A 21,217-nucleotide genomic window follows, 5' to 3' on the forward strand; every position below is an offset into this window, starting at 1 on the left:
CCAGCCACCGCCCGCGCCGTGATCCGGTTCATGACGAGGTTGGCCACATCGGCGACATACGTCGCCCATCGCCGGCGCCTTGCAACTTCACCCTCTTTGCTGGAGCTACCCATGAGCACGACTTATGCCTATGCAGCGACCGACGCTACCGCGCCGCTCGCCCCGTTCGAAATCCAGCGCCGCGAACTGCGCGCCCATGACGTGCAGATGGAAGTTCTGTTTTGCGGCGTGTGCCATTCCGATTTGCATCAGGCGCGCAACGAATGGAAGAACACCGTGTTTCCGGTCGTGCCGGGCCATGAGATTGTCGGCCGCGTGACCGCGGTTGGTCCGGACGTGACGAAGTACAAGGCTGGCGATCTGGTCGGCGTTGGCTGTCTGGTGGATTCGTGCCGCACGTGTGCGAGTTGCAAAGAAGATCTCGAGCAATATTGCGAGAACGGTTTTGTCGGCACGTATAACGGCGTTGATCGGGTCGATGGTCAGATCACTTACGGTGGTTATTCCACGCAGCTCGTCGTGGATGAAGCGTTCACGCTGCGTGTGCCGGAGAATCTCGATCCTGCTGGTGTGGCGCCGTTGCTGTGCGCTGGGATCACGACGTATTCGCCGCTGCGGACCTGGGGTGCTGGTCCTGGCAAGAAGGTCGGCATTGTCGGCCTTGGCGGTTTGGGGCATATGGGTGTGAAGCTCGCGCGTGCGATGGGTGCGCATGTTGTGCTGTTCACGACGTCGCCGTCGAAGATCGAAGATGCGAAGCGGTTGGGTGCGCATGAGGTCGTGATTTCGAAGAATGCTGCGGAGATGGAAGCGCACTTGAATAGCTTCGACTTCATTCTGAATACGGTTGCTGCCCAGCATGATTTGAATCCGTTTTTGAATCTGCTCAAGCGGGATGGGACTATGACGCTGGTTGGCGCGCCGGAGCATGATCATCCGTCGCCGCAAGTGTTTAATCTGATTTTCAAGCGTCGCCGGTTGGCTGGGTCGCTGATTGGTGGGATTGCTGAGACGCAGGAGATGTTGGACTTCTGCGGGGAACATGGGATTACTTCTGATATTGAAGTGATTCCTATGCAGGGGATTAATGAGGCTTATGAGCGGATGCTGAAGAGTGATGTTAAGTATCGGTTTGTGGTTGATTTGGATTCCTTGCGGAAGTGATGGTTGTTTTTTTTGGCTCGCGCCGCGGTTTTTTTGGCTTGTGGCGTGGGTTTTTTTGTAGGTTGTTTTTTTGGCTATGGTCTTTGGGTTTTGGCCTTTCCTTGCTTTGTTAGTGGTCTATTAGCGTTGCCCCTGTGCGGGGCGGCACCTACTTCTCTTTGCCGCCGCAAAGAGAAGTAGGCAAGAGAAAGCGGCTCAAACCGCTAACTCTTAAGCGGGTCCCCCGCACAGCCACGGTAGTGGTCCATCTGGAATCTGTGCCCTCGCACATTTAGCCATACTGACAAAGCAGTCATTCTTCCGGCGGCGCTGCGCGCGCCCCCGCGGTAGTTCATTACCCTCGCTGGTTTTCTTGGCGTGTCGCCGAGGCGAAGCCAATGCCCCCGCACAATCCAAGCCGATGGTTTCAGCGGACCGCTCCGGCGAGCGCGGAGCGCGAGGCGGGAAGTATGACGGCCTTGTCACTCGCGCCGAATGTGCGATAACACAGATTCCAGATGCACCGCTACCGCAACTGTGCGAAGGACCCGCTTAAGAGTTAGCGGTTTGAGCCGCTTTCTCTTGCTTACTTCTCTTTGCGGCGGCAAAGAGAAGTAAGTGCCGCCCCGCACAGGGGCAACACTAATAGACCACTAACAAAGCAAGGAAAGGCCAACACCCAAAGAGCACCCCTAAAACCGCCGCGCAGGCAACAGAGCAACATCAAAAACCTCAACCCCCGACTGGAGCATGAAACCGTGATTGACAGAATAACTGCAATGCGCACATTCATCCGAATCGTGGACACCAACAGCTTCACCCGCGCAGCGGAGTCATTGAACATTCCGCGCGCCACGGCGACCACCATCGTCCAGAATCTGGAAGCGCTATTAGGCACCGTCCTGCTAGCCCGCACAACGCGGCGCCTAAGCGTCACACCCGAAGGCGCGGCCTACTACGAACGTTGCGCGCAAATCCTCGCCGACATCGACGAGATGGAAGCCAGCATCCGCCACGCGACGGATAACCTGACCGGTCGTCTGCGCATCGAAATGCCCGGCGCCGTAGCAAGCGCCATCGTGCTGCCAGCATTGGACGACTTCCACACCCGCTACCCTAACCTCGATCTCGCCATCGGCATCAGCAACCGCACCGTCGATCTGATCACCGAAGCCATCGACTGCAGCATCCAGCTCGGCGAATTGCCGGATTCGAATCTGGTCGCGCGTCAACTCGGCACCCTCGAGCATGTGACCTGCGCGAGTCCGGTCTACCTGGCCCGCTACGGCACGCCCGTGGACCTCGACGATTTGCGTGGACATGTGGCCGTCAATTGCATGTCGCCCCACAACGGCCGCGAAGTGGACTTCGATTTCGAAGTGGACGGCGAAGCGCAAAACGTCAAGGTGAAAGGCTTCGTCAAGGTCAGCGACGAACAAGCCTATCTAACCTGCGGCCTGCAAGGTCTCGGCTTGATCCAGCCCGCGCGGATCGCCGCGCAACCGTACCTCGACTCGGGACTATTGCGCGAAGTCCTGCCGCAATGGAAACCCGTGCCGATGCCGGTCTCGGTCGCCTACGTAAAGAATCGCCGCGTGTCGCCGCGCGTGCGCGCGTTCGTGGACTGGCTGGCGGAGTTGTTCGAGAAAGCGGAGCACGTCGATCAGGATCTCTCGCGTGTCCGTCAGTTGCTGCGCGGCCTGCATCCCGCCTGAGGCGGGTCGAATGCAGGCGCGCAGCGCGGTAGACAACCGCATCAGTTTGCTAACTTGACCGGCACCGGCCGCGTCAGCAGATCAACATAGAAGTTGAAGAAATTCGGATTGTCGAAGCGTTTCACCACCGTCATCTTCTGCAATCCCGCCGGCGGCGAACTCGTATAACCGGTAGCCTTGCCATCGTTCGCACCGAAGCTCATATCCACATCCACCCACTCATCCACGGTCTGCGTGGCGAACGAAGGATGCATCAGATACGCGAGTGTCAGCGTGTCCCAGATGTTCGTCGTGTAGTTCGGGTTGGTCTCGAAGCCGTTCTTGCCGTCGAAACCGTAACCGTTCAACGTCTTGAACAACTGCGTGATGATGGTCTGCTTCGTCGGGTCGTGCGCGACACGATCGTACAGCGCTTTGTCCATCTTCACGGTGTCCGTCACATCGAGCGGAATCACCACCTGTTTGATCGGCAGACGCAACACGGTCTTCGCCGCCTCCGGATCGAACCACCAGTTGAACTCGGCAGTCGGCGTGGTGTTGCCCGGCACGTCGATCGCACCGCCCATGTAAATGATCTGCTTGATCAACGGCACGATCTCCGGATGCTGACGCGTGGCGAGCGCAATGTTGGTCAGCGGGCCGATCGCGAGAATCGTCACCTCGCCGGGATACTGCTTCACCGAGTCGACGATGAAATCCACCGCGCTCTTGCTCTGCACCTTGGTGTGCGTGGCGAAGCCGTCAGGCGGCGCGACGAGGTCGCTGTCGGATTTCGGCTCGGGCGTATTCCAAGCGCCGAGATAGCCATCGCCGCCGGGGAATTGCTTCTGCTCGGCCTGAATGGTGGCGAGGTCGTGAGACAAAGCGTAATTGGCGCCCGCATACACGCCGATCTGATTTTCGACGCCCAGACGTTCGACCGATTTCAATGCATCCGCCACGCCCTGCTTCAGCCATTGATTGCCGGAAACCACCGTAATGCCGAGCACTTTCAACGAGCCTTGCGCCTGCAATTGCGCGGCCATGACGCCGAGTTGACCATCGTCGCTCAGCGTGTTGTAGTCGCTGTCGATAATCACTTTGGGCGGGTCCTGCGCATTGATCTCGCTGCCGCCACACGCCGAAAGCGCCATAACGGTTGTCACGCTTGCCACACACGTCAAAGCCACGAGAAGTCGCTTCACTGATGTCTCCTTTTTTATAGCGCTGTGCCGCGCGAAGGAGGCTCATCATAGACGTAATCCAGATGAAATCAAATCGTCATGTCAAATGGGTAATTCCCGGAATCAGCTTGCGGCGCCGGAGGTCGTCGAAAATGCCGGCAAACATCGTTTCCGTATCGACAAATTCGTGAAAACCGAAGCGCCGCGCCTTTGAACCGTCACCGAACATGTCGTAATCCCACGAGAAAACGAAATCGGCGAAACGCCATGACGACACGTCCCGATAAGAAACCGGCTGTAGACCGTGCTTCCCGGTCAGCGCATTCCACAAGGGCTCCTTGTCGGCCATGACCGTGTCCAGCGACATCGGCAACGGCGGCGCCACGTCGAGTTCGAAATAGCGGGCGATCTTCGGCCACATGTCGTTCCAGCGAAACAGATCGCCATTATTGATGTTGAACGCCTGATTCGCGGCGCGCGTTTCCGTCGCGGCCCAGACCGTTGCACGCGCAAGCAATCCGGCATCGGTCATTTCGAGCAGCTTATCGTATGCACCGGGTTTGCCTAGAAAGCGCAACGGCACGCCGAGTTCCTTCGACATCGACGCATACACAGCAATCGCCACTGCGAGATTCATCGGATTGCCTAGCGCGAAACCACCCACCACCGAAGGACGTATTGCCGACCAGCTCCAGCGCTTACCCGCTTGCCGCGACTCGAGAAAGGTCTGCTGATCGAACATGAACTCGGGCGGCATGAAGTGCGCGTCGTCCTCGCGCGCCGGCGTCTTGAACGGACCGAGGTGGCCACCGTACACCTTGTAGCCCTGCATCAGGCTCACGTGCTGCAAACCTGCGGCGACCGGTTCGATTGCATCGAGCACGTTGACCAGCATCGCCAGGTTCGGCGGCACGAGTTCGGCCCATGTCGGGCGATCCTGATACGCCGCATAGAAGACGTGCGTGACGCGATCGAGCGAGCGCAGTTTCGTCCGCGCGTCGGCTGAATCGAGCAGATCGACCGCGATGTATTGCACCCGTTCCGCTGCAGTTCCACCGCGACGCGCGAGGCCGATCACCTCCCAATCGTCGAGCGGGGCGAGATGAGCGACCAGATTGCGTCCGATCACACCTTGCGCGCCCACCACCAGCGCCACCTTTTTTGTTGCGGTCACGGCGAAGCTCCTCCTCATTTCATTCGTTCGTTGCAACGGTTCACGCGACGCGTGCCGTTCGGTGATTGAAAGATATCGGCGCTAGCGCGCTTTCGGTAGACTGCCCGTTGGCATATCACCTGTGAATCGAACTCACGATGGCACGTTTGGATGTGAACCGTTCCGGCGAACTCGAAGTCTTCGTGCGGTCGGTCGAACTAGGCGGCTTTTCGGCGGCGGCGCGCGCGTTGGGCATGACGCCCTCGGCGGTCAGCAAGCTGGTGGCGCGTCTCGAAGCGCGGCTGGGCGCTCGCCTTCTCAATCGCTCGACCCGTAATCTGCAACTCACGCCCGAGGGCTGCGTGTTTTATGAGCGCGGCGTGCGCGTGCTTGCCGACCTCGACGAAACCGAGCGCGGCGCAGCCACGGGCGCCACGCCGCGCGGCCGCCTGCGCGTGCATGCGAACGTTCCGCTCGGCCGGCACTTCCTGCTGCCACTGGTGCCGGCATTTCTCGACGCGCATCCCGGCATCACGCTCGATATCGTGCTGACCGATCAGGTCATCGATCTGCTGGAACAGCGTACCGATATCGCGCTGCGCAGCGGCCCGCTGAAGGACTCGCAAATGGTGGCACGCAAACTGGGTGACGCGAAGATGGTGATCGTGGGCGCGCCAGCCTATCTGGCGCGTCATGGCACACCGCAAACGCCTGGGGATCTGAATGCGCACAACCGGCTCGGCTTCGGTTTTGCAAGAGCCATGAGCGGCTGGCCGCTGCTCGACGCCAGGGGCAACGCGATCGACGTGCCGGTGGCAGGCAATGCAGTGGTCAGCGACGGCGAGACACTCCGTCAGTTGGCGTTAGCCGGTGTGGGCCTCGCGCGGCTCGCCGCGTTTCAGGTGCGCGACGATGTGGCTGCGGGGCGCCTTGTCGTACTCCTCGACGCGTGCAGCCCCGGCGATACGGAACCGGTCAACGCGCTCTATCTCGGCCAGGGCGGCCATCTCCCCGCCCGCGTGCGCGTATTGCTTGATTTTCTGGTGGAGCGCATGCGCGTCGAATGACGCGCATGGCGAGCGACGGTTTGCCTGATGAAGCGTGACTAAGGCTGACGGGCCTGCTGCGCCGAACCCGGACATGCGGGATCCTTACCCCAGTGGCCATCACATACGCGCCAGCGGCACAACTGGTCTTCGAAGAAGCCGCGCTGTCCGCACTCTTTCACGCGTTCAGCCAACTTGGCGTTGCCAGGCGTTGCCGATGCGCTGATCCTGGTCGCGGGATTGCCTTCCGCGGCCTTGGCATCCGCCGGTTTGGTCCGCGCGACGAGCGCGGCCAATAGATCGGCATCCGAATCATCTTTCGAAGCACTACCACTCGCGCGCGTTTTCTTCGACTGAGCGACCGCGGTCGGCGCGCTCGCATGACGATTGCTGGCCGTGGCGCTGTCCTTCTTGCCGTGGACCGCGCTCTCGTGCTTCTCCTTGCTGGCCACAGCCGTTGCGCTTTTGCCATGCTTCGCCGCCGGCACCGCGACTGCGGAAGCGGCCGTTGCGGATGCAACCGGTGCAGGTGCGCTGCTCGACTCCGCGCCGTCGGCGAGCGCGCGCGACAGACGGCTGCCGTCGCTGGCGGGCGCCGTGGCGGACGCCGCGGCGGCTTTGCTGTCGCTATCGTCGGCAACGATCGTCGCCGCTTGCGAGGAAGCCGGAGCCGGTGCCTCAGCTTTGGCGACGACCTGTGGCGCGGCGCTCGCGGCAACCGCCGCCGCAGCAGTTTTCTCTCCACTGGCCGGCGTCGCCGCTGCCAGCGACTCGCTCTGTGTACGCTGCTGCATATGCCACGCACCCCAGCCGCCCGCTGCGATCACGAGCAAGGCGACCAATAGAAGCGGCGCTTTCGACCGGCGTGGTTTTTCCGTAGGCGGCGCAACGCGGCCTTCGAGGTTCGCAAGAATTCGCGAACCATTGCCATCGGCGCCTTTAGCCTTATCGGATAACAGGCTAGGCGGGGCTTTGGAATTCGAACTTTCCGGCGCACTCATTCACTGTCTCATTGAATCCTGGATTATTTCGCCGTGATAATACGTTCCGGCTCGTCTCCGAGCAGGCCTGATTCTAAGAGCAAGCATTACAAAATACAATTGTTTCCAATTTCCGGGGTTGCCTTTGATTGCCGTAGTACTTCTCGCCTATTTCGCCATCGCCGTCGTGATCGCTGCAATGCTGCTATTGCCGGCGGTACGCGCCTCTTTATTAGGCGCGGCGCTCACTATTCACGGCCGTGTTATGCGCGGAGCATCGCGTGGCGCATCGCGCGCTCGCGGTCAATTAGCACGCTCGGCAAAAATTTCGCAATCGACAGCAGTCGATATGCAAAAGTTACTGGTAAAGCGGCGCTTGCTGATTTTTACCACGACAGGTATTCTTGCGACGCCTCCATTGGTGGCTTTGGCTTTACGCGGGCGGCAATTATTCCAATTCGATGACACTGCACGGGTTCCGGACGAGAAAATTGCTGCGTTATTGAACGGCGAACAGCTCGTGCCCCCGCCGCCGTTGCCGCCGGAGGTATTCGCAACGCAGGAAGTCGAGCAGATCCGGCCCGCGCTTAAAGACGCGAGCCGCGACTGGAATTTGCTCGATGCCGATTTCAGAACGCGTTTATTGCTCGTTTACAAAATCATGCGCGAGCAATACGGGTATGAAATGGCATTGCTGGAAGGTTATCGCAGTCCGGAGCGGCAAAACCGACTGGCGCAAATGGGGGGCAACGTCACCAATGCCGCAGCGTTTCAAAGCTATCACCAATACGGTCTTGCCACGGACAATGCGTTTTTGCGCGACGGCAAGCTCGTCATTTCAGAAAAAGATCCCTGGGCCATGCAAGGTTATCAGTTATACGGGCAGACAGCCGAACAGGTCGGTCTGACGTGGGGTGGCCGTTGGAAAATGATGGATCTCGGGCACGTCGAATATCACAAACCCGGCTTCGTCCTCGGGCGCGGTCATTAAGGCGCAATGGGTAAAACCGGGTAATAAAGAGGTTGACATGGGGTGTTCAATCAATTTTTCTGGCAAAAAGCGGCAATGCCGCACGCATAACGGCATTGCTCCGCTCATCGTCGCCATGGCCGGCTATTGCCGATTTAACAATTCGGCCGCATTCGCTTTCGCCTGAATATGCTTTCGTTTTATTTCAAACGGCGTACGCGCGCCATGCTGTCCGCCACACCACGCGCCACAACACTCATCATCAAGACCTGAACGGCTTATGCGACGCATTCTCAACGTGTTGACCCACACACGCACGCTCTCGATCATCGGCTTGCTCGCGCTCGCTGCTGTTTTGTTCATCGGCGCCGATACCTTGCAGATCGACCTGATGTGGCCGGCCTTCGTGCTCGGTGCGGTGATCGCGCTGTGGCTGCTGGTGTGGATCGCGCGCCGTCTGCGTGCGCGCCGCGCGAACCGCAAGCTCGGCGAGATGCTCGAGCAGCAGGCGGAGAAGCAGGCCGAAGCCGGTCCCGCGCCCACGCCCGCGCGCCAGGCCGAACTCGACGTGCTGCGCACGCGCCTCGTCGATGCGGTGAAGACCATCAAGACGTCGAAGATCGGCCAGGTCTCGGGCGGTTCGGCGTTGTATGAGCTGCCCTGGTACATCGTGATCGGCAACCCCGCTGCGGGCAAGAGCAGCGCGGTGCTGAATTCGGGTTTGCAATTCCCGTTCGCCGACAAGAACAACGCAGTGATCCACGGCATTGGCGGCACACGCAACTGCGACTGGTTTTTCACGACCGAAGGCATTCTGCTCGACACCGCCGGCCGCTACTCCGTGCATGAGGAAGACCGCACCGAATGGCTCGGCTTCCTCGGCCTGCTCAAACGTTTCCGGCCGAAGGCACCGATCAACGGCATCATCGTCACGGCGAGCATTGCGGAACTGACCAACAGCAAGCCCGAATTCGCGATCAATCTCGCGAAGAACCTGCGGCAGCGCGTGCAGGAGTTGACCGAAAAGCTCGAAGTATTCGCGCCGGTGTATGTGATGTTCACCAAGGCCGACCTGATTACCGGCTTCACCGAATTCTTTAGCGGCAGCGAGCGTCACGAATACGACCGCGTGTGGGGCGCCACCCTGCCCTACGAGCCCGACGAGAAGCGTGACGTGGTGGGTCTCTTCGACGAACACTTCGAGGAACTGTACGACGGCCTGAAAGAGATCAGCGTCGCGCAGATGTCGATCAATCGCGGCAACAAGCTCTCGCCGGGCCAACTGAGCTTCCCGCTCGAATTCTCGACCATCAAGCCCGCGTTGCGCGCGTTTCTCGCCACGCTGTTCGAGACCAACCCGTTCCAGTACAAGCCGATTTTCCGCGGCTTCTACTTCACCAGCGCATTGCAGGAAGGTGAAACCAATAGCGCCGCGGCCACGCGCATCGCAAACCGTTTCGGCCTGAGTTCGGATAGCCTGCCCAAGCCGCATAGCGCGTTCTCGAAGAACGGCTTCTTCCTGCGCGATCTGTTCTCGAAGGTGATTTTCGCCGACCGGCAAACGGTCAGGCAATTCGCCAGCCCCGCCAAGACGCGCATGCGTTATGCGACCTTCTTCGGCTTTGTCGCGGTGCTCGCGCTGGCGCTCGGCGGCTGGACCTGGTCGACGGTCAACAACCAGCAGCTCACGGCGAACGTGCAGGCCGACCTCGACAATGTCGTGCGCCTGCAGCAGAACCGCAACGATCTGCAATCGCGCCTGCAGGCCATGGACGTGCTCGAGGACCGCATCGACCAGCTCGAACAGTTCCGCCGCGACCGGCCGCTCGCGGTGTCGCTCGGTCTTTACCAGGGCGATCGCCTCGAACAGCGTCTGCTCACCGAGTACTACAACGGCGTGCGTCAGATCCTGCTCGATCCGGTCTCGCAGAATCTCGCGTCGTTTCTGAAAGACGTCAACGCGCATCCTGATCAGCTCGCGCCGTTGAACCGCGCGCCGGACGCCGCCGCGATTCCGGTCTCCACGCATTCGGCCATGATCGCGAACAGCCAGGGCGGTCTGTATAGCGACGCCTCGCCGACCAATGTTGAAGATGCGTACAACGCGCTCAAGACCTACCTGATGCTGAGCGACAAGCGTCACGTGGAAACGGCCCACCTCACCGACCAGGTCGCGCGCTTCTGGCGCGGCTGGCTCGAAACGAATCGCGGCAACATGCCTCGCGACGAGATGATCCGCAGCGCCGAGCGCATGATCACGTTCTACCTCGCGCGCGTCTCCGACGACGACTGGCCGATGATCGACCAGAACCTTGGCCTCGTCGATCAAACGCGTGAGAACCTGCGCCGCGTGGTGCGCGGCATGCCGGCCCGTCAGCGCGTCTACGAGGAAATCAAGGCGCGTGCGTCGACCCGTTTCGCGCCGATGACGATCGCGCGCATCGTCGGTGAAAACAATACGGCGCTGGTGGCGGGCAGCTATGCAATCCCCGGCACCTTCACGCGTGAAGCGTGGTTCCAGTACGTGCAGCCGGCCATTCGCGACGCCGCCACGAAAGAGTTGCAGGCGAAGGACTGGGTGCTCAACACGTCCGCGCACGACGACCTGACGCTCGAAGGCAGCCCCGAGCAGATCCAGAAAGCGCTCGTCGCGATGTACAAGACCGAGTACGCGATGCACTGGCAGAAGTTCATGCAAGGCATTGCGGTGCAGAGCTTCGGCAGCTTCGGCCAGGCCGTGGATGCGATGAACCGTCTCGGCGATCCGCAGGACTCGCCGATCCGCAAGGTGCTCGAAACCGCGTACGACCAGACTTCGTGGGACAACCCGTCGCTCTTCAACGCGAATCTGAAGCGCGCGCAAACCGGCGTCACGAGTTGGTTCAAGAACTGGTTCTCGCGTGCGCCGACTGGCCAGATCAACGCGAACATCGACATCAACGGCAATCCGGTTGAAGTGCCGATGGGTCCGATCGGTCAGGAGTTCTCGGCGCTCGGCCGCATCGTCGTGAGCGGCGACAACGGTTCGATGCTCAAGGGCTATATGGATACGCTGTCGAAAGTCCGCACGCGCTTTAACGTGATCAAGAATCAGGGCGATCCGGGACCGGGCGCGCGTCAGTTGATGCAGCAGACGCTCGACGGAAGCGGCTCCGAGCTCGCCGATTCGCTGAAGTATGTCGATGAACAGATGCTCACGGGCCTCACCGACTCTCAGCGCAAGGCCCTGCGTCCGCTGCTCGTGCGTCCGTTGATGGCGGCGTATGCGGTGGTGATCCAGCCGGCCAGCGTCGAAGTCAACAAGGTGTGGAATGCGCAGGTGTATCAGAGCTTCCAGGGCTCGCTTGCGAACAAGTATCCGTTTGCCAGCGACGCAAAGGTCGAAGCCGGCGCCGGCGAAATCGCCCAGGTGTTCGGCCCGGACGGCGCGATCGCCAAGTTCGTCGGCACCACGCTCGGGCCGCTTGCGGTGCGCCGCGGCGACACGCTGACGGCACGCACGTGGGGCGACATGGGTCTCGCGCTCACGCCTGACTTCACGAACGGCTTCGCGCGCTGGGTGGCGCCGCTCGCCGGCGGCGCGGCCGGTGCGTCGGGTCAGAGTTCCGCCGAACCGCAGACCGTGTTCCAGATCCTGCCGCAGCCGAGCAGCGGCACGACGGAATACACGCTGGCGATCGACGGCCAGCAGATGCGCTACCGCAACACACCGCCGCAGTGGACCAACTTCGTGTGGCCGAATCCATCGGGCTCGCCTGGCGCGACATTGAGCGCCACAACCTTCGACGGCCGCACGCTGCAACTGGTCAACGAACCGGGCCGCTACGGTCTGGAGAAGCTGATCAACTCGGCGCAGCGCAAGCGTCGCCCGGACGGGACGTTCGATCTGTCGTGGACGCAAGGCAGTGTGACGGTAGCGGTCAGCATGCGCATCATCAGCACGTCGCAGGCGTCGAGCAGCAGCAGCGATGCGCCGCAACAGCAGAGCCTGCGCGGCTTGCGGTTGCCGTCCTCGGTGGCGGATGTGAGCGCCGCGGCGAACTCGGTCAACGCGACGGCTGCGGGTACGCCAGGCGCCCCGCCCGTCACCGCGCCGGCAACGCCCGCGGCGCGGCCGCCTACGGCCGCCACCGCGGTTTCGAATACAGGGAGTGCGCAATGACGCAAACCGTGCAGGCGCAAATCGCCTACTTCGGCAAGATTCCGTCGCGCGGCGACTTTGTAAAGAGCGCGCATAACCCGCAGTTGCTGGCCACGCTCGACCGCTGGATCGCCGAAGCAATGGAACTGCTCACCGACGATCCGCGCTGGAAGATCGTCTACGAAAATGCCAAGCCGATGCACTTCGCGTTCCTCGGTTCCCGCAGCAAGCTGGCGATCGCCGGGCATATGATGGCGAGCCACGATCAATCGTCACGGCGCTTTCCATTTCTTGCCGCGACCGCGCTGGAAGTCGAGAAGCCGTTGACGTTTCTCGCGCACAGTCCGCTCGCCTTCGCGCGCCTCTGGTCGCGCGTCGCGGCGCAGATGAAGCCGCTGCTCGCAGCCAGCGAGCCGCCCGGCGCGCTGCAGGCGCTCGGCGAAACGCAGGTGCCGATCGAGATCGGCGGCGGTCCGGGCAATCCCCACGACGGCACGTTTAACGATTTCGTCGAACACCAGACGCTCGCCGGGCTCGAACAGATGCTGCTCGCGAGCGGCCATCCGGTGCGTCTGCGCGGCGCGATGCTGGCGCTCGGCTCGCTGCTGCGTCCGGTGATGCAAAGCGGCTCGTCGCATCTCGAGCGCGGGCTGACCTTGCCGCTGCCGAACGATCCGTTCTACCGCAGCCTCGTTGCCGCGTTCTGGCTGGAACTGATTGCGCCGTTCGTCGCGCAGGCGGATTTCGAACTGGCGATTTTCATCGGCACGATTGCCGAGCGCGAGCGGCTCATCATCGGCTTTAACGGCGCCTCGGCCAAGACGCTGCACAGCGTGGTCGATCCGCAGTCGTACGCGGCGCATAACATCGATATCGACGATCCCGAGTGGATCGACGAACACGCACAAAACGATCATGGCATCAGCAAGCTCGTCAGTTACCTCGACCAACCGCAACTGTCGCTGCGCGTCAGCATCGACACGTTCCGCGAAGCATTCACGGGAGCGTGACACGATGCTGAAAAACACATCCACCGCGCGCATGACGGTGCTGCTCGCGGGTCTTCTGCTCAGCGCGTTTGCGCATGCCGACAACGACGGCCCGGCTCGCGTCACGCCGGTCGACAACAGCGGCGTTTCGATTCACACCACGATCCTGCCGCCGGCTTCGTCGGCCACGGTGGGTAATGCCGGGCCTGCGGTGAACACGGCTGGACTCGCAAGCGGCACGACGGGCGCCGGCACCGGCGCGATCACCGCGGCGCCGCCGCCCGTCAACGCGACGCCGGGCCAGGTCGTGGTCGGCGGCAAGGTGCCGGACGAAGCGACCAAGGCGGCCGTGCTTGCGCGCTTGCGCGACACGTACGGCGCGGCCAATGTGGTCGATCAGATCGAAGTCGCCGATGTGGCGACGCCGCCGAACTGGTCCGCTAATGTCCAAAAGTTGATCGGCCCGCAGTTGAAGCAGATCAGCAAAGGCCAGTTGAAAATCGACGGCACGCAGATCGACGTGAAAGGCGAAGTGCATAACGAATCGCAGCGCCAGCAGCTCGCGAGCGACATGGCGAACGCGCTGAATCCCACCTACACGATCAAGAACGGCCTGCGCGTGAGCGCTTCCGAACAAGGCCTGCTCGATCAGACGCTCGCGAATCGCACGATCGAATTCGAAACCGGTAGCGCGACGCTCACGCCGCAGGGCCGCGCGATTCTCGATCAGATGGCCGCTGCGATGGGGAAGATGACGACCAAGACCGTTGCGATCATCGGGCACACCGACAACTCGGGCAACCGCACGTCGAATATCGCGCTGAGCCAGGCGCGCGCGGACGCGGTGAAGGGTTATCTGGTCGCCAAGGGCATCCCGCCGCAACAGATGACGACGACCGGCGTCGGTCCGGATCAGCCGATCGCGTCGAATGATACGACCGATGGACGGGCTCGGAATCGGCGCATCGAGTTTCGCGCGGGGTCTTGAGTTAGCGAGTTAGCGCCCGCGCGGCGCGCATGAAAAAAAGCCTGGCTTCGATACATAACCGAAGCCAGGCTTTTTTGTTTGCTGCGTTAAGGGCTTTGTTTAGCTGTTCTCCTCCGGCTTCACACCCAGTAACTCGCGAATATGCGCGAGCGATCCATCGTCTTTCACCACTGTCGACAGCCATTGATGCAGCGGCATGTCCGCTGCATCCGCCGCCTTGTCGGCGAAATACGCGGCAGGATTATGCGGCTCGGTCCCGCGAAAGAACCTGGCCACCGCACGCAACTGCGCGACGGCCTGCGCACGGCTCTGGATTCCTGCAATCGGGCTCGTCGGCATGGTCGTCAACACAGGTTCCTCGCGTTGCGGTGCAGTCTTGAAGGTGGGCTCGGCGCGTTCGTGTTCATTCGGCGCAGGTGTTTTCTCGGGCGGCGGCGCTTCGGCGTCGACGCCTAGTTCGCGTGCAAAACGCTCGGCTAACCGGTAGACGTTTTCGTACGCATCCTTCGCCTGACGGAAACTCGGCGCGGAGTCAGCGGCGCGCCGGTCCAGTTCCTGTTCGAGTGCGAGCATGGCCGCTTCGAACGCTTTCAGATCGAGCAGCAGCGCCGAGTAAAACGCCGGCGGCGTGGCGCGTTTCGACGCTTCGATCTGTTCGATCGATGGCTTGCCGCGCGCGATATCGTCCGCATGATCCGGATCACGTTTGACGGCTTGCGCGACGTGGGCGGCCACGTCCCAATCGATCGTGCTGTACGCGTTGCCTTGCGACGACGTGAGCGGCATGGCGCGCAGCAGATCGCTGGTGCGTCCAACCAGCCACGCGACGTTGCCGAGGCGATACTCGGTGTCGTCGCCTTCCGGCAGCGGATGAACGTGGTCCCAGTAGCGCTCGCAAAGCCCCGTCAATAGCGCGTAACCGTGCGAAAGACCGTTGATGCCCTCGTCGATCGCGAGTGCTTCAGTGAGCCAGACGGCGAGGCGCAAATCCTTGGTCTGCGTTTGCAACAGACTGACCGAACGCTCGACGACAAAGGGCCAATCCGCCTCCTTGATCTCCGTGACCCATTCGCCTTGATCCAGCGACGGGTCTTCGAAGCGGCGCGCGTGTTGAATCGCATCGAAATCCGCTGAAAACAGCAGATCTTCGCCGCAAGGTGAGGTCTCGCTGAGCGGAGCCAGCAACGTGTCTAGATTGATCGACATGAAAGAAAGCAATAAGTATCCGGTACGGCATTAAAACAGATTGGCGCGTCCGTTCACACCACCGTGTAATCGAATTCGCCCGCCTCCCTCGCGCGCACGGCAATGCGTTCGATCGCCACACCGTTCGCCACGCGTTCCAGCACCTGCTGCGCGACTTCGGGCAACAGCGTGCCGTTCAGAATGTGATCGACGTTGCGCGCGCCAGAGTCCACCTCGGTGCAACGCGCAAGCACCGCATCGACCAGCGACTCGTCCCACTCGAACACGGCCTTGTGATTCGACTCGATGCGGCGGCGAATCCGGTCGAGTTTCAGTTCGATGATTTCGGCCAGTACATCATCGGAGATCGGATAGTACGGCACCACTTTCATGCGGCCGAGAAACGCCGGTTTGAATGCTTTGTATAACTGCGGACGCAAAGTCTCGGCGAGTTCATCGGCGTCGGGCAATTCTTCCGCGCTCTTGTTCAGGCAGGCCTGCATCACTGCCTGCGAGCCGACGTTCGAAGTCAGAATGATCAGTGTGTTGCGGAAATCGATCTCGCGGCCCTCGGCGTCGTCCATCGTGCCTTTGTCGAACACCTGGAAGAACATTTCGAGCACATCGGGGTGCGCCTTTTCGACTTCGTCGAGCAGCACCACGGAGTACGGATTGCGGCGCACCGCTTCGGTCAGCACTCCGCCCTCGCCGTAACCGACATAGCCCGGCGGCGAGCCTTTCAGGCCGGACACGCTGTGCGCTTCCTGATACTCGCTCATGTTGATCGTGACCATCTTGCGCTCGCCGCCGTACAACACATCGGCCAGCGCAAGCGCGGTTTCGGTCTTGCCGACGCCCGACGGTCCCACGAACATGAACACTCCGCGGGGCTTGTCCGGATCTTCGAGATTCGCGCTCGCGGTGCGCACGCGCTGCGCGATCGCTTCGAGCGCGTGGTCCTGGCCGATCACGCGCGCGGCCAGCAGCGGCTGCAGGTTCAGCACGGTCTGGATCTCGTCCTTGACCATGCGGCCGAGCGGAATACCGGTCCACGAGGCGACGATTTCGGCGACCACATGACCGTCGACCTGCAACGGCACCATCGGTTGGCCGCCTTGCAAGGCGTGCAATTCAGTCACGCGCGTGGCGAGCGTTTCGCGTGCCTGCTGTGCCTTGTCGGCTTGCTCCGGGTCCGCGCTACTCACGCGCGCCGCGTCGATGTCCGCGCGCAAACGGACGATTTCCGTCACCAATGCGCGTTCCTTGTCGTAGCGCGCTTCGTCTTCGGCGCGATCCTTGAGGTCTTCTTCACGCAGGCCGCGCAATGCAGCGAGCCGTTCGTCGTGCAGCGCGCCACTCGCCACTTCGCGTTCCAGTGCGGCGATTTCAGCGTCGATACGTTCGAGGCGTTTTTTCGTGTCGTCGATGGCCGCCGGTGTCGAACTGTGCGCGAGCGCGACTTTCGCACACGCGGTGTCGAGCACGCTGATCGCTTTGTCCGGCAGCTGCCGGCCGCTGATGTAGCGATGCGACAGGCGCACCGCTTCGGTGATCGCGTCGTCGAGCACGCGCACGTTGAAGTGCTTTTCCATCAACGCCGCCATGCCGCGCAACATGGCCGCGGCGAGCGTCTCGCTCGGCTCCTCGATCTTCACGACCTGGAAACGCCGCGCGAGCGCCGCGTCTTTTTCAAAGTACTTCTTGTACTCGCTCCACGTGGTGGCCGCGATGGTGCGCAATTCGCCACGCGCCAAGGCCGGTTTCAGCAGATTGGCCGCGTCGTTCTGCCCGGCCTGCCCACCAGCGCCAATGATCGTGTGCGCTTCGTCGATAAAGAGAATGATCGGATGCGGACTCTTCTTCACCTCGTCGATCACGTTTTTCAGGCGGTTTTCGAACTCGCCTTTCACGCTTGCGCCCGCTTGCAGCAAACCCATGTCGAGCACGTGCAGCGCGACGCCTCTGAGCGGCGCGGGCGCGTCGTCGGCGGCAATGCGCAGCGCGAGACCTTCGACCACAGCCGTTTTCCCGACGCCCGCTTCACCTGTCATGATCGGGTTGTTCTGGCGGCGGCGCATCAGAATATCGATGGTCTGGCGAATCTCGCCTTCGCGGCCAATCACCGGATCGATCTTGCCTTCGCGCGCCCGCTGCGTGAGGTTGCTGGTGTATGTGTCGAGCGCGGGTGTTTTTGACGGCGCGCCCGGTGCGATGGCTGACGCCGCTGGGTCACTCGCGTTATCTCCCGCGCTTTGCGTCTCGTTGCTGCGCTCGACTTCGCGCGAGCCCGCGGTCAGCTCATCGAATTTGTGCTTCAGGTCGGTCACGCGCACATCGCGCAGCAACGGCGACATACGCTCGGCGAATTGCGCGAGATCAGGCGCGCTCAGCAGCGCCAGCAGCAGGTGCCCTGAGCGAATCCGCCCTATCTGCGAATCGAGCGATGCAATCAGCCATGCCTGTTCGAGCAACTCGATCAGATGCTTCGAGAAAACCGGCGTGCGCGTATTGCCCGTTTTCAAACGCTGCAACTCGCGCTCGAGATCCGCGCGCAACGCATGCGCGTCGATCCTGCTCGCGCGCAGCACCAGCGCGACGTCGCTCGCCGGTTCATCCAGCAGCGCCAGCAGCAAATGCTCGAGGTCGACCTCATAGTGACCGCGCGCGAGACAATTGTTCGCCGCCAGCAAAGCCGCCTGCCGGCAGGTCGGATTCAGTTTGGCGATCAGGGTATTGAGGGACGTGCTCATGTCGTGCGATCCGGGTCCAGGTTCTTTCGTTATGGTCAGTGAATCACGTGCAATTCGTAGCGGGCATCCGCGCGGTCACGGTCGGCTTCTTTCGTGCAGAGAAACGCGTCCCAGCCGAGGCGCGGGCCCTTGCTCAACAGGCTCGGTCCGACGGCCTCGCGGCGCAGCACCAGTGACACCTCGTATTCGAGCGTGACGCCCGCCAGCAGCGTGAGCATGCGCTCGAGCGCCACCGCGCGATCGGCGCCGGGTAGGAACGATTCGTAGTCGGCCTTGTCGAGCGGACCGATCACGAGCCGCGCGCGCATGTCGCGCTGCCAGACGCGTTCGCCCGCCAGCGCGGTCGCGCCGAGCGTCGCGTTGACGCTGCCCAGCAAGGTCAACTGATCGCGCGGCACGTCGTACCATTTGCCGATGAACTGCTCGACGCGCACCCGCACCTTGAAGTACTCAGACAGCGTGCGTTGCAAATAAGCCGCCGATACCGGCCGATGCCGCGCGGCCAGCGCATAACCGGCAATCGCTTCGTCGAACAGCGCGCCGTCGCCGCTTTGCAGGCTGTTGCGCGTATCGTCGTCGGCGACGCCGGCAAGCGCGAGCAGCAAAGGCAAATAGCGTTCGTCGCGATCCAGTTCGTAGTGAAACGGCAAGCGGTATTTCTTCCACGCTGCGTAGAAGAGCGCCGTCGCACGATTCGAGAACACATCGAAGAACTCGCGCGCGGCGCGATCCCGCTTGATCTGCTCACGCGCGATGATCTGCTCGGTGTAATGCAGAGGCAAGGCGCCCTGCCCGCCGAGCAAGCCGAAGAAGGCCGGCGTGATATCGACTTTGTCGAGCGAGCCGTCTTCGAGCGCCGCGGCGCGTTGCGCTTTGTCCTTCAGCGCCGCACCTGCGTCGTCGTAAGACTGCGCGCCGTGAATCTCGCTCGGCGGAAACGACATCGACAGCGAATTACGAAAAGCAATCCGCTGCGCGACGATTTCGCCGGGACGTCCGGTATGGGAAGGCGATTGCTGCGCGAACCACTTCTCGAGAATCCGCACCGCCTGAAAAAATTCGAAGCGATGCGGCTCGTCGAGAAGCTGCTCGACTACGCCAGGATCGATTCGCCGCTGCGCGGTTTGCATCGCAGAATCTCCTCGCCAGTGCGCTTCGACACGACGACCAGTTGCACAAAGCTGTTCAGATGCACGTACAGCCCAAAAAACGTGTCGATCACCCGCACGAACGACGCGAGACTCGTGCCGACGAAATGCTCTTCGTCGATCGTCAAACGAATCTCGATGCCGCGCACGAAAGTGGCGAACGGTTTGCCCGGCAGCCATTGCACGGCGGCGCGCTGTTCGATGCCGACCAGCCCGTCGATATGCCGCGCGGACACCGCCGTGCGCCGCAAGTCGTAGAGCACGAGCATTTCCTTGAGCGCCGACAGGCCGCTATTCGCGAGCGACACATGATTCAACGCCAGATGCGAGATCAATCGCCAATGCGCGGCGCGTCCATGCTCGAAGCGCACGCTCGGCGTGGGCCGGCGCAGCATCGAGATGCTGCCGGTCAGCGAGCCGCCTTCGAGAAACAGATCGCCGCCTTCCAGCCCTACTGCGAGACCGGCAGGCAGGTCGCGATTGGTACACGTCAGATCGAGACTCAAGGTATCGGTTTGCGGCGCAGCCGGTTCGAAGTCGATATCGACGATCGAGATTTCAGTCTCGTAGCCGGGGCTTTTCTGTGCGACCCAGTCGTTGCGCCGTGCGAACCAGTAGTGACCCGCACGCGCTGCTTCGCCGTGATGCAATGAATAGAACGGCCGGAACTCGATCACCGACTCTTCATGCGCCTGTTGCCTGACGAGTTTCACCGAATCGATCGAATAGACCTCATAGGCGAAAGCGCGACGCGCTTCGGCAATCACCGGATACGAAATCGCCTGATGGCTGATACGGATCGGCTCGCCGTGCTGTTCGAACAGATTCACCACCGGCGTGCAGAACAGGCGGAAATGATGCGCGGCCAGGGAATCCAGCAGACGCGCAATGTGCGAGTCGCTGCGCACTTCCTTCAACACGACATGCAGCGTCAAACGCTGGCAGCGGCCGCTCGCGCGCGTCATCGCCGCCAGATCGAAGTCGGCGAAATTGAACTTCTCGGGGAACGCGAAGTATTCGGTCAGCAACCGGTACGCCGGATGCGATTTGGCCGGATAGTCGATCAGCGCGTCTTCTTCGTCGAAACCGGCTTGAACGACCGGCGATTCGCGCAATTGCTTCCACACGCCGCGACGATCGGCTTCCACATAAGTGGCCACCCCGTTGATGAACAGACAGTCCGCCAGTGCAGCGATAAAAGACTGCTCGCCGTGCAGATGCGTGCGCAGTGTGCCGACTTTGAGCGCGGAGAGATCGAGTTGCGCCGCCGTCGATTCAAAGGTGATCGATACGATCGCCGTGGCATTGCCCGGCAGCACGGTGGCACTCGGCGCCATCGCCACCGACGTGTACTTCGCCTCCGAGATGCGGATCGGCGCCAGCGTCACATCGTAGGCGGTACGGAAACGGCATTGCACGCCGCGAATGGGCCGCGACTTGAGTTCGGTGCCGCGTTCGACGAGAACCGGTTCGGTCAGATGACTCAACGCGGCGGAGGTGCCCAACTGCGCGATCGAGCACGACGGGAACGGCCGCAGGTAGTGCGGATAGAGCACTTCCAGCAGCGCTTCGGTGAATTCGGGGTAATCGTCGTCGAGTTTCTTGTTGATGCGCGCGCCGAGCAGCGCGAACGACTCGATCATCCGCTCGACGTGCGGGTCCTCGCAATGCTCGCCGGACATGGCCAGGCGCGCCGCGATCTTCGGATAGCGCTCGGCGAAGTCGCGCGAATAGCGCCGCAGAAATGACAACTCGCGCTCGTAATACGGCAGCAATTCTTCCATCGATCTATCCCCGGACCTGAAGCCTCTCCGCCCAAACTATCGCCACCGTTGCGCGTAACGGC

Annotated in this window: 14 protein-coding genes; 7 read left to right on the plus strand and 7 right to left on the minus strand. The window is 61.7% G+C overall.

All coding sequences use genetic code 11. The annotated features are described in order from the left end of the window. Window positions 1-111 precede the first annotated feature (111 nt). Window positions 112-1,164, plus strand: coding sequence for an NAD(P)-dependent alcohol dehydrogenase (locus PQR32_RS27855; RefSeq protein WP_408234486.1), 1,053 nt, complete (start codon window positions 112-114; stop codon window positions 1,162-1,164). A 737-nt stretch (window positions 1,165-1,901) separates the two neighbouring features. After that, window positions 1,902-2,858 carry a LysR family transcriptional regulator gene (locus PQR32_RS27860; RefSeq protein ID WP_408234489.1) on the plus strand — a complete coding sequence of 319 codons (957 nt, stop codon included), beginning with the start codon at window positions 1,902-1,904 and terminating at the stop codon, window positions 2,856-2,858. Window positions 2,859-2,899: 41 nt separating this feature from the next. Here the strand turns inward: PQR32_RS27860 and PQR32_RS27865 are convergent, their stop codons facing one another. After that, window positions 2,900-4,042, minus strand: coding sequence for a nucleoside hydrolase (locus tag PQR32_RS27865; RefSeq protein WP_408234492.1), 1,143 nt, complete (start codon window positions 4,040-4,042; stop codon window positions 2,900-2,902). A gap of 76 nt (window positions 4,043-4,118) precedes the next feature. Continuing rightward, window positions 4,119-5,195 (minus strand): SDR family oxidoreductase, encoded by a 1,077-nt coding sequence (locus PQR32_RS27870; protein WP_408234495.1) that lies wholly within the window; start codon window positions 5,193-5,195, stop codon window positions 4,119-4,121. A gap of 137 nt (window positions 5,196-5,332) precedes the next feature. On the opposite strand from PQR32_RS27870, the gene PQR32_RS27875 reads away from it, so the two are divergent. Beyond that, window positions 5,333-6,241, plus strand: a complete 909-nt coding sequence (locus tag PQR32_RS27875) for a LysR family transcriptional regulator (RefSeq protein ID WP_408234498.1) — start codon at window positions 5,333-5,335, stop codon at window positions 6,239-6,241. 38 nt (window positions 6,242-6,279) lie between these two features. Here PQR32_RS27875 and PQR32_RS27880 read toward each other — a convergent pair whose 3' ends face one another. Next, window positions 6,280-7,221, minus strand: a complete 942-nt coding sequence (locus PQR32_RS27880; RefSeq protein ID WP_408234501.1) for a hypothetical protein — start codon at window positions 7,219-7,221, stop codon at window positions 6,280-6,282. Between the two features lie 124 nt (window positions 7,222-7,345). Here PQR32_RS27880 and PQR32_RS27885 point away from each other — a divergent pair, with 124 nt between their 5' ends. The 4 genes from PQR32_RS27885 (at window position 7,346) to PQR32_RS27900 (ending at window position 14,288) form a co-directional block, all read left to right on the plus strand. After that, window positions 7,346-8,191, plus strand: a complete 846-nt coding sequence (locus tag PQR32_RS27885; RefSeq protein WP_408234504.1) for a M15 family metallopeptidase — start codon at window positions 7,346-7,348, stop codon at window positions 8,189-8,191. A gap of 259 nt (window positions 8,192-8,450) precedes the next feature. After that, window positions 8,451-12,332, plus strand: coding sequence for a type VI secretion system membrane subunit TssM (gene tssM / locus PQR32_RS27890; protein ID WP_408234507.1), 3,882 nt, complete (start codon window positions 8,451-8,453; stop codon window positions 12,330-12,332). Continuing rightward, complete coding sequence (tagF, locus tag PQR32_RS27895) at window positions 12,329-13,321, plus strand: type VI secretion system-associated protein TagF (RefSeq protein WP_408234510.1); 993 nt, start codon at window positions 12,329-12,331, stop codon at window positions 13,319-13,321. The genes tssM and tagF overlap by 4 nt, the downstream gene beginning before the upstream one ends. A gap of 4 nt (window positions 13,322-13,325) precedes the next feature. Further along, window positions 13,326-14,288: an OmpA family protein gene (locus PQR32_RS27900; RefSeq protein WP_408234513.1), complete on the plus strand. Its 963-nt coding sequence runs from the start codon at window positions 13,326-13,328 to the stop codon at window positions 14,286-14,288. Window positions 14,289-14,387: 99 nt separating this feature from the next. Here the strand turns inward: PQR32_RS27900 and tssA are convergent, their stop codons facing one another. The 4 genes from tssA to tssF are packed head-to-tail and all read right to left on the minus strand — an operon-like array spanning window position 14,388 to window position 21,155. Further along, window positions 14,388-15,494, minus strand: coding sequence for a type VI secretion system protein TssA (tssA, locus tag PQR32_RS27905; protein WP_408234516.1), 1,107 nt, complete (start codon window positions 15,492-15,494; stop codon window positions 14,388-14,390). A 53-nt stretch (window positions 15,495-15,547) separates the two neighbouring features. After that, the gene (tssH, locus tag PQR32_RS27910) at window positions 15,548-18,223 is read right to left on the minus strand and encodes a type VI secretion system ATPase TssH (RefSeq protein WP_408234519.1); all 2,676 of its coding nucleotides are present in this window, start codon (window positions 18,221-18,223) and stop codon (window positions 15,548-15,550) included. Between the two features lie 35 nt (window positions 18,224-18,258). Then, window positions 18,259-19,353, minus strand: a complete 1,095-nt coding sequence (gene tssG, locus PQR32_RS27915; RefSeq protein WP_408234522.1) for a type VI secretion system baseplate subunit TssG — start codon at window positions 19,351-19,353, stop codon at window positions 18,259-18,261. Continuing rightward, window positions 19,317-21,155 (minus strand): type VI secretion system baseplate subunit TssF, encoded by a 1,839-nt coding sequence (tssF, locus tag PQR32_RS27920; protein WP_408234525.1) that lies wholly within the window; start codon window positions 21,153-21,155, stop codon window positions 19,317-19,319. Before tssF ends, tssG begins: the two co-directional genes overlap by 37 nt. Window positions 21,156-21,217: the final 62 nt, after the last annotated feature.

Origin of the sequence: Paraburkholderia dipogonis (genome assembly GCF_046027395.1) — a bacterium.
GTDB lineage: Bacteria > Pseudomonadota > Gammaproteobacteria > Burkholderiales > Burkholderiaceae > Paraburkholderia > Paraburkholderia dipogonis_A.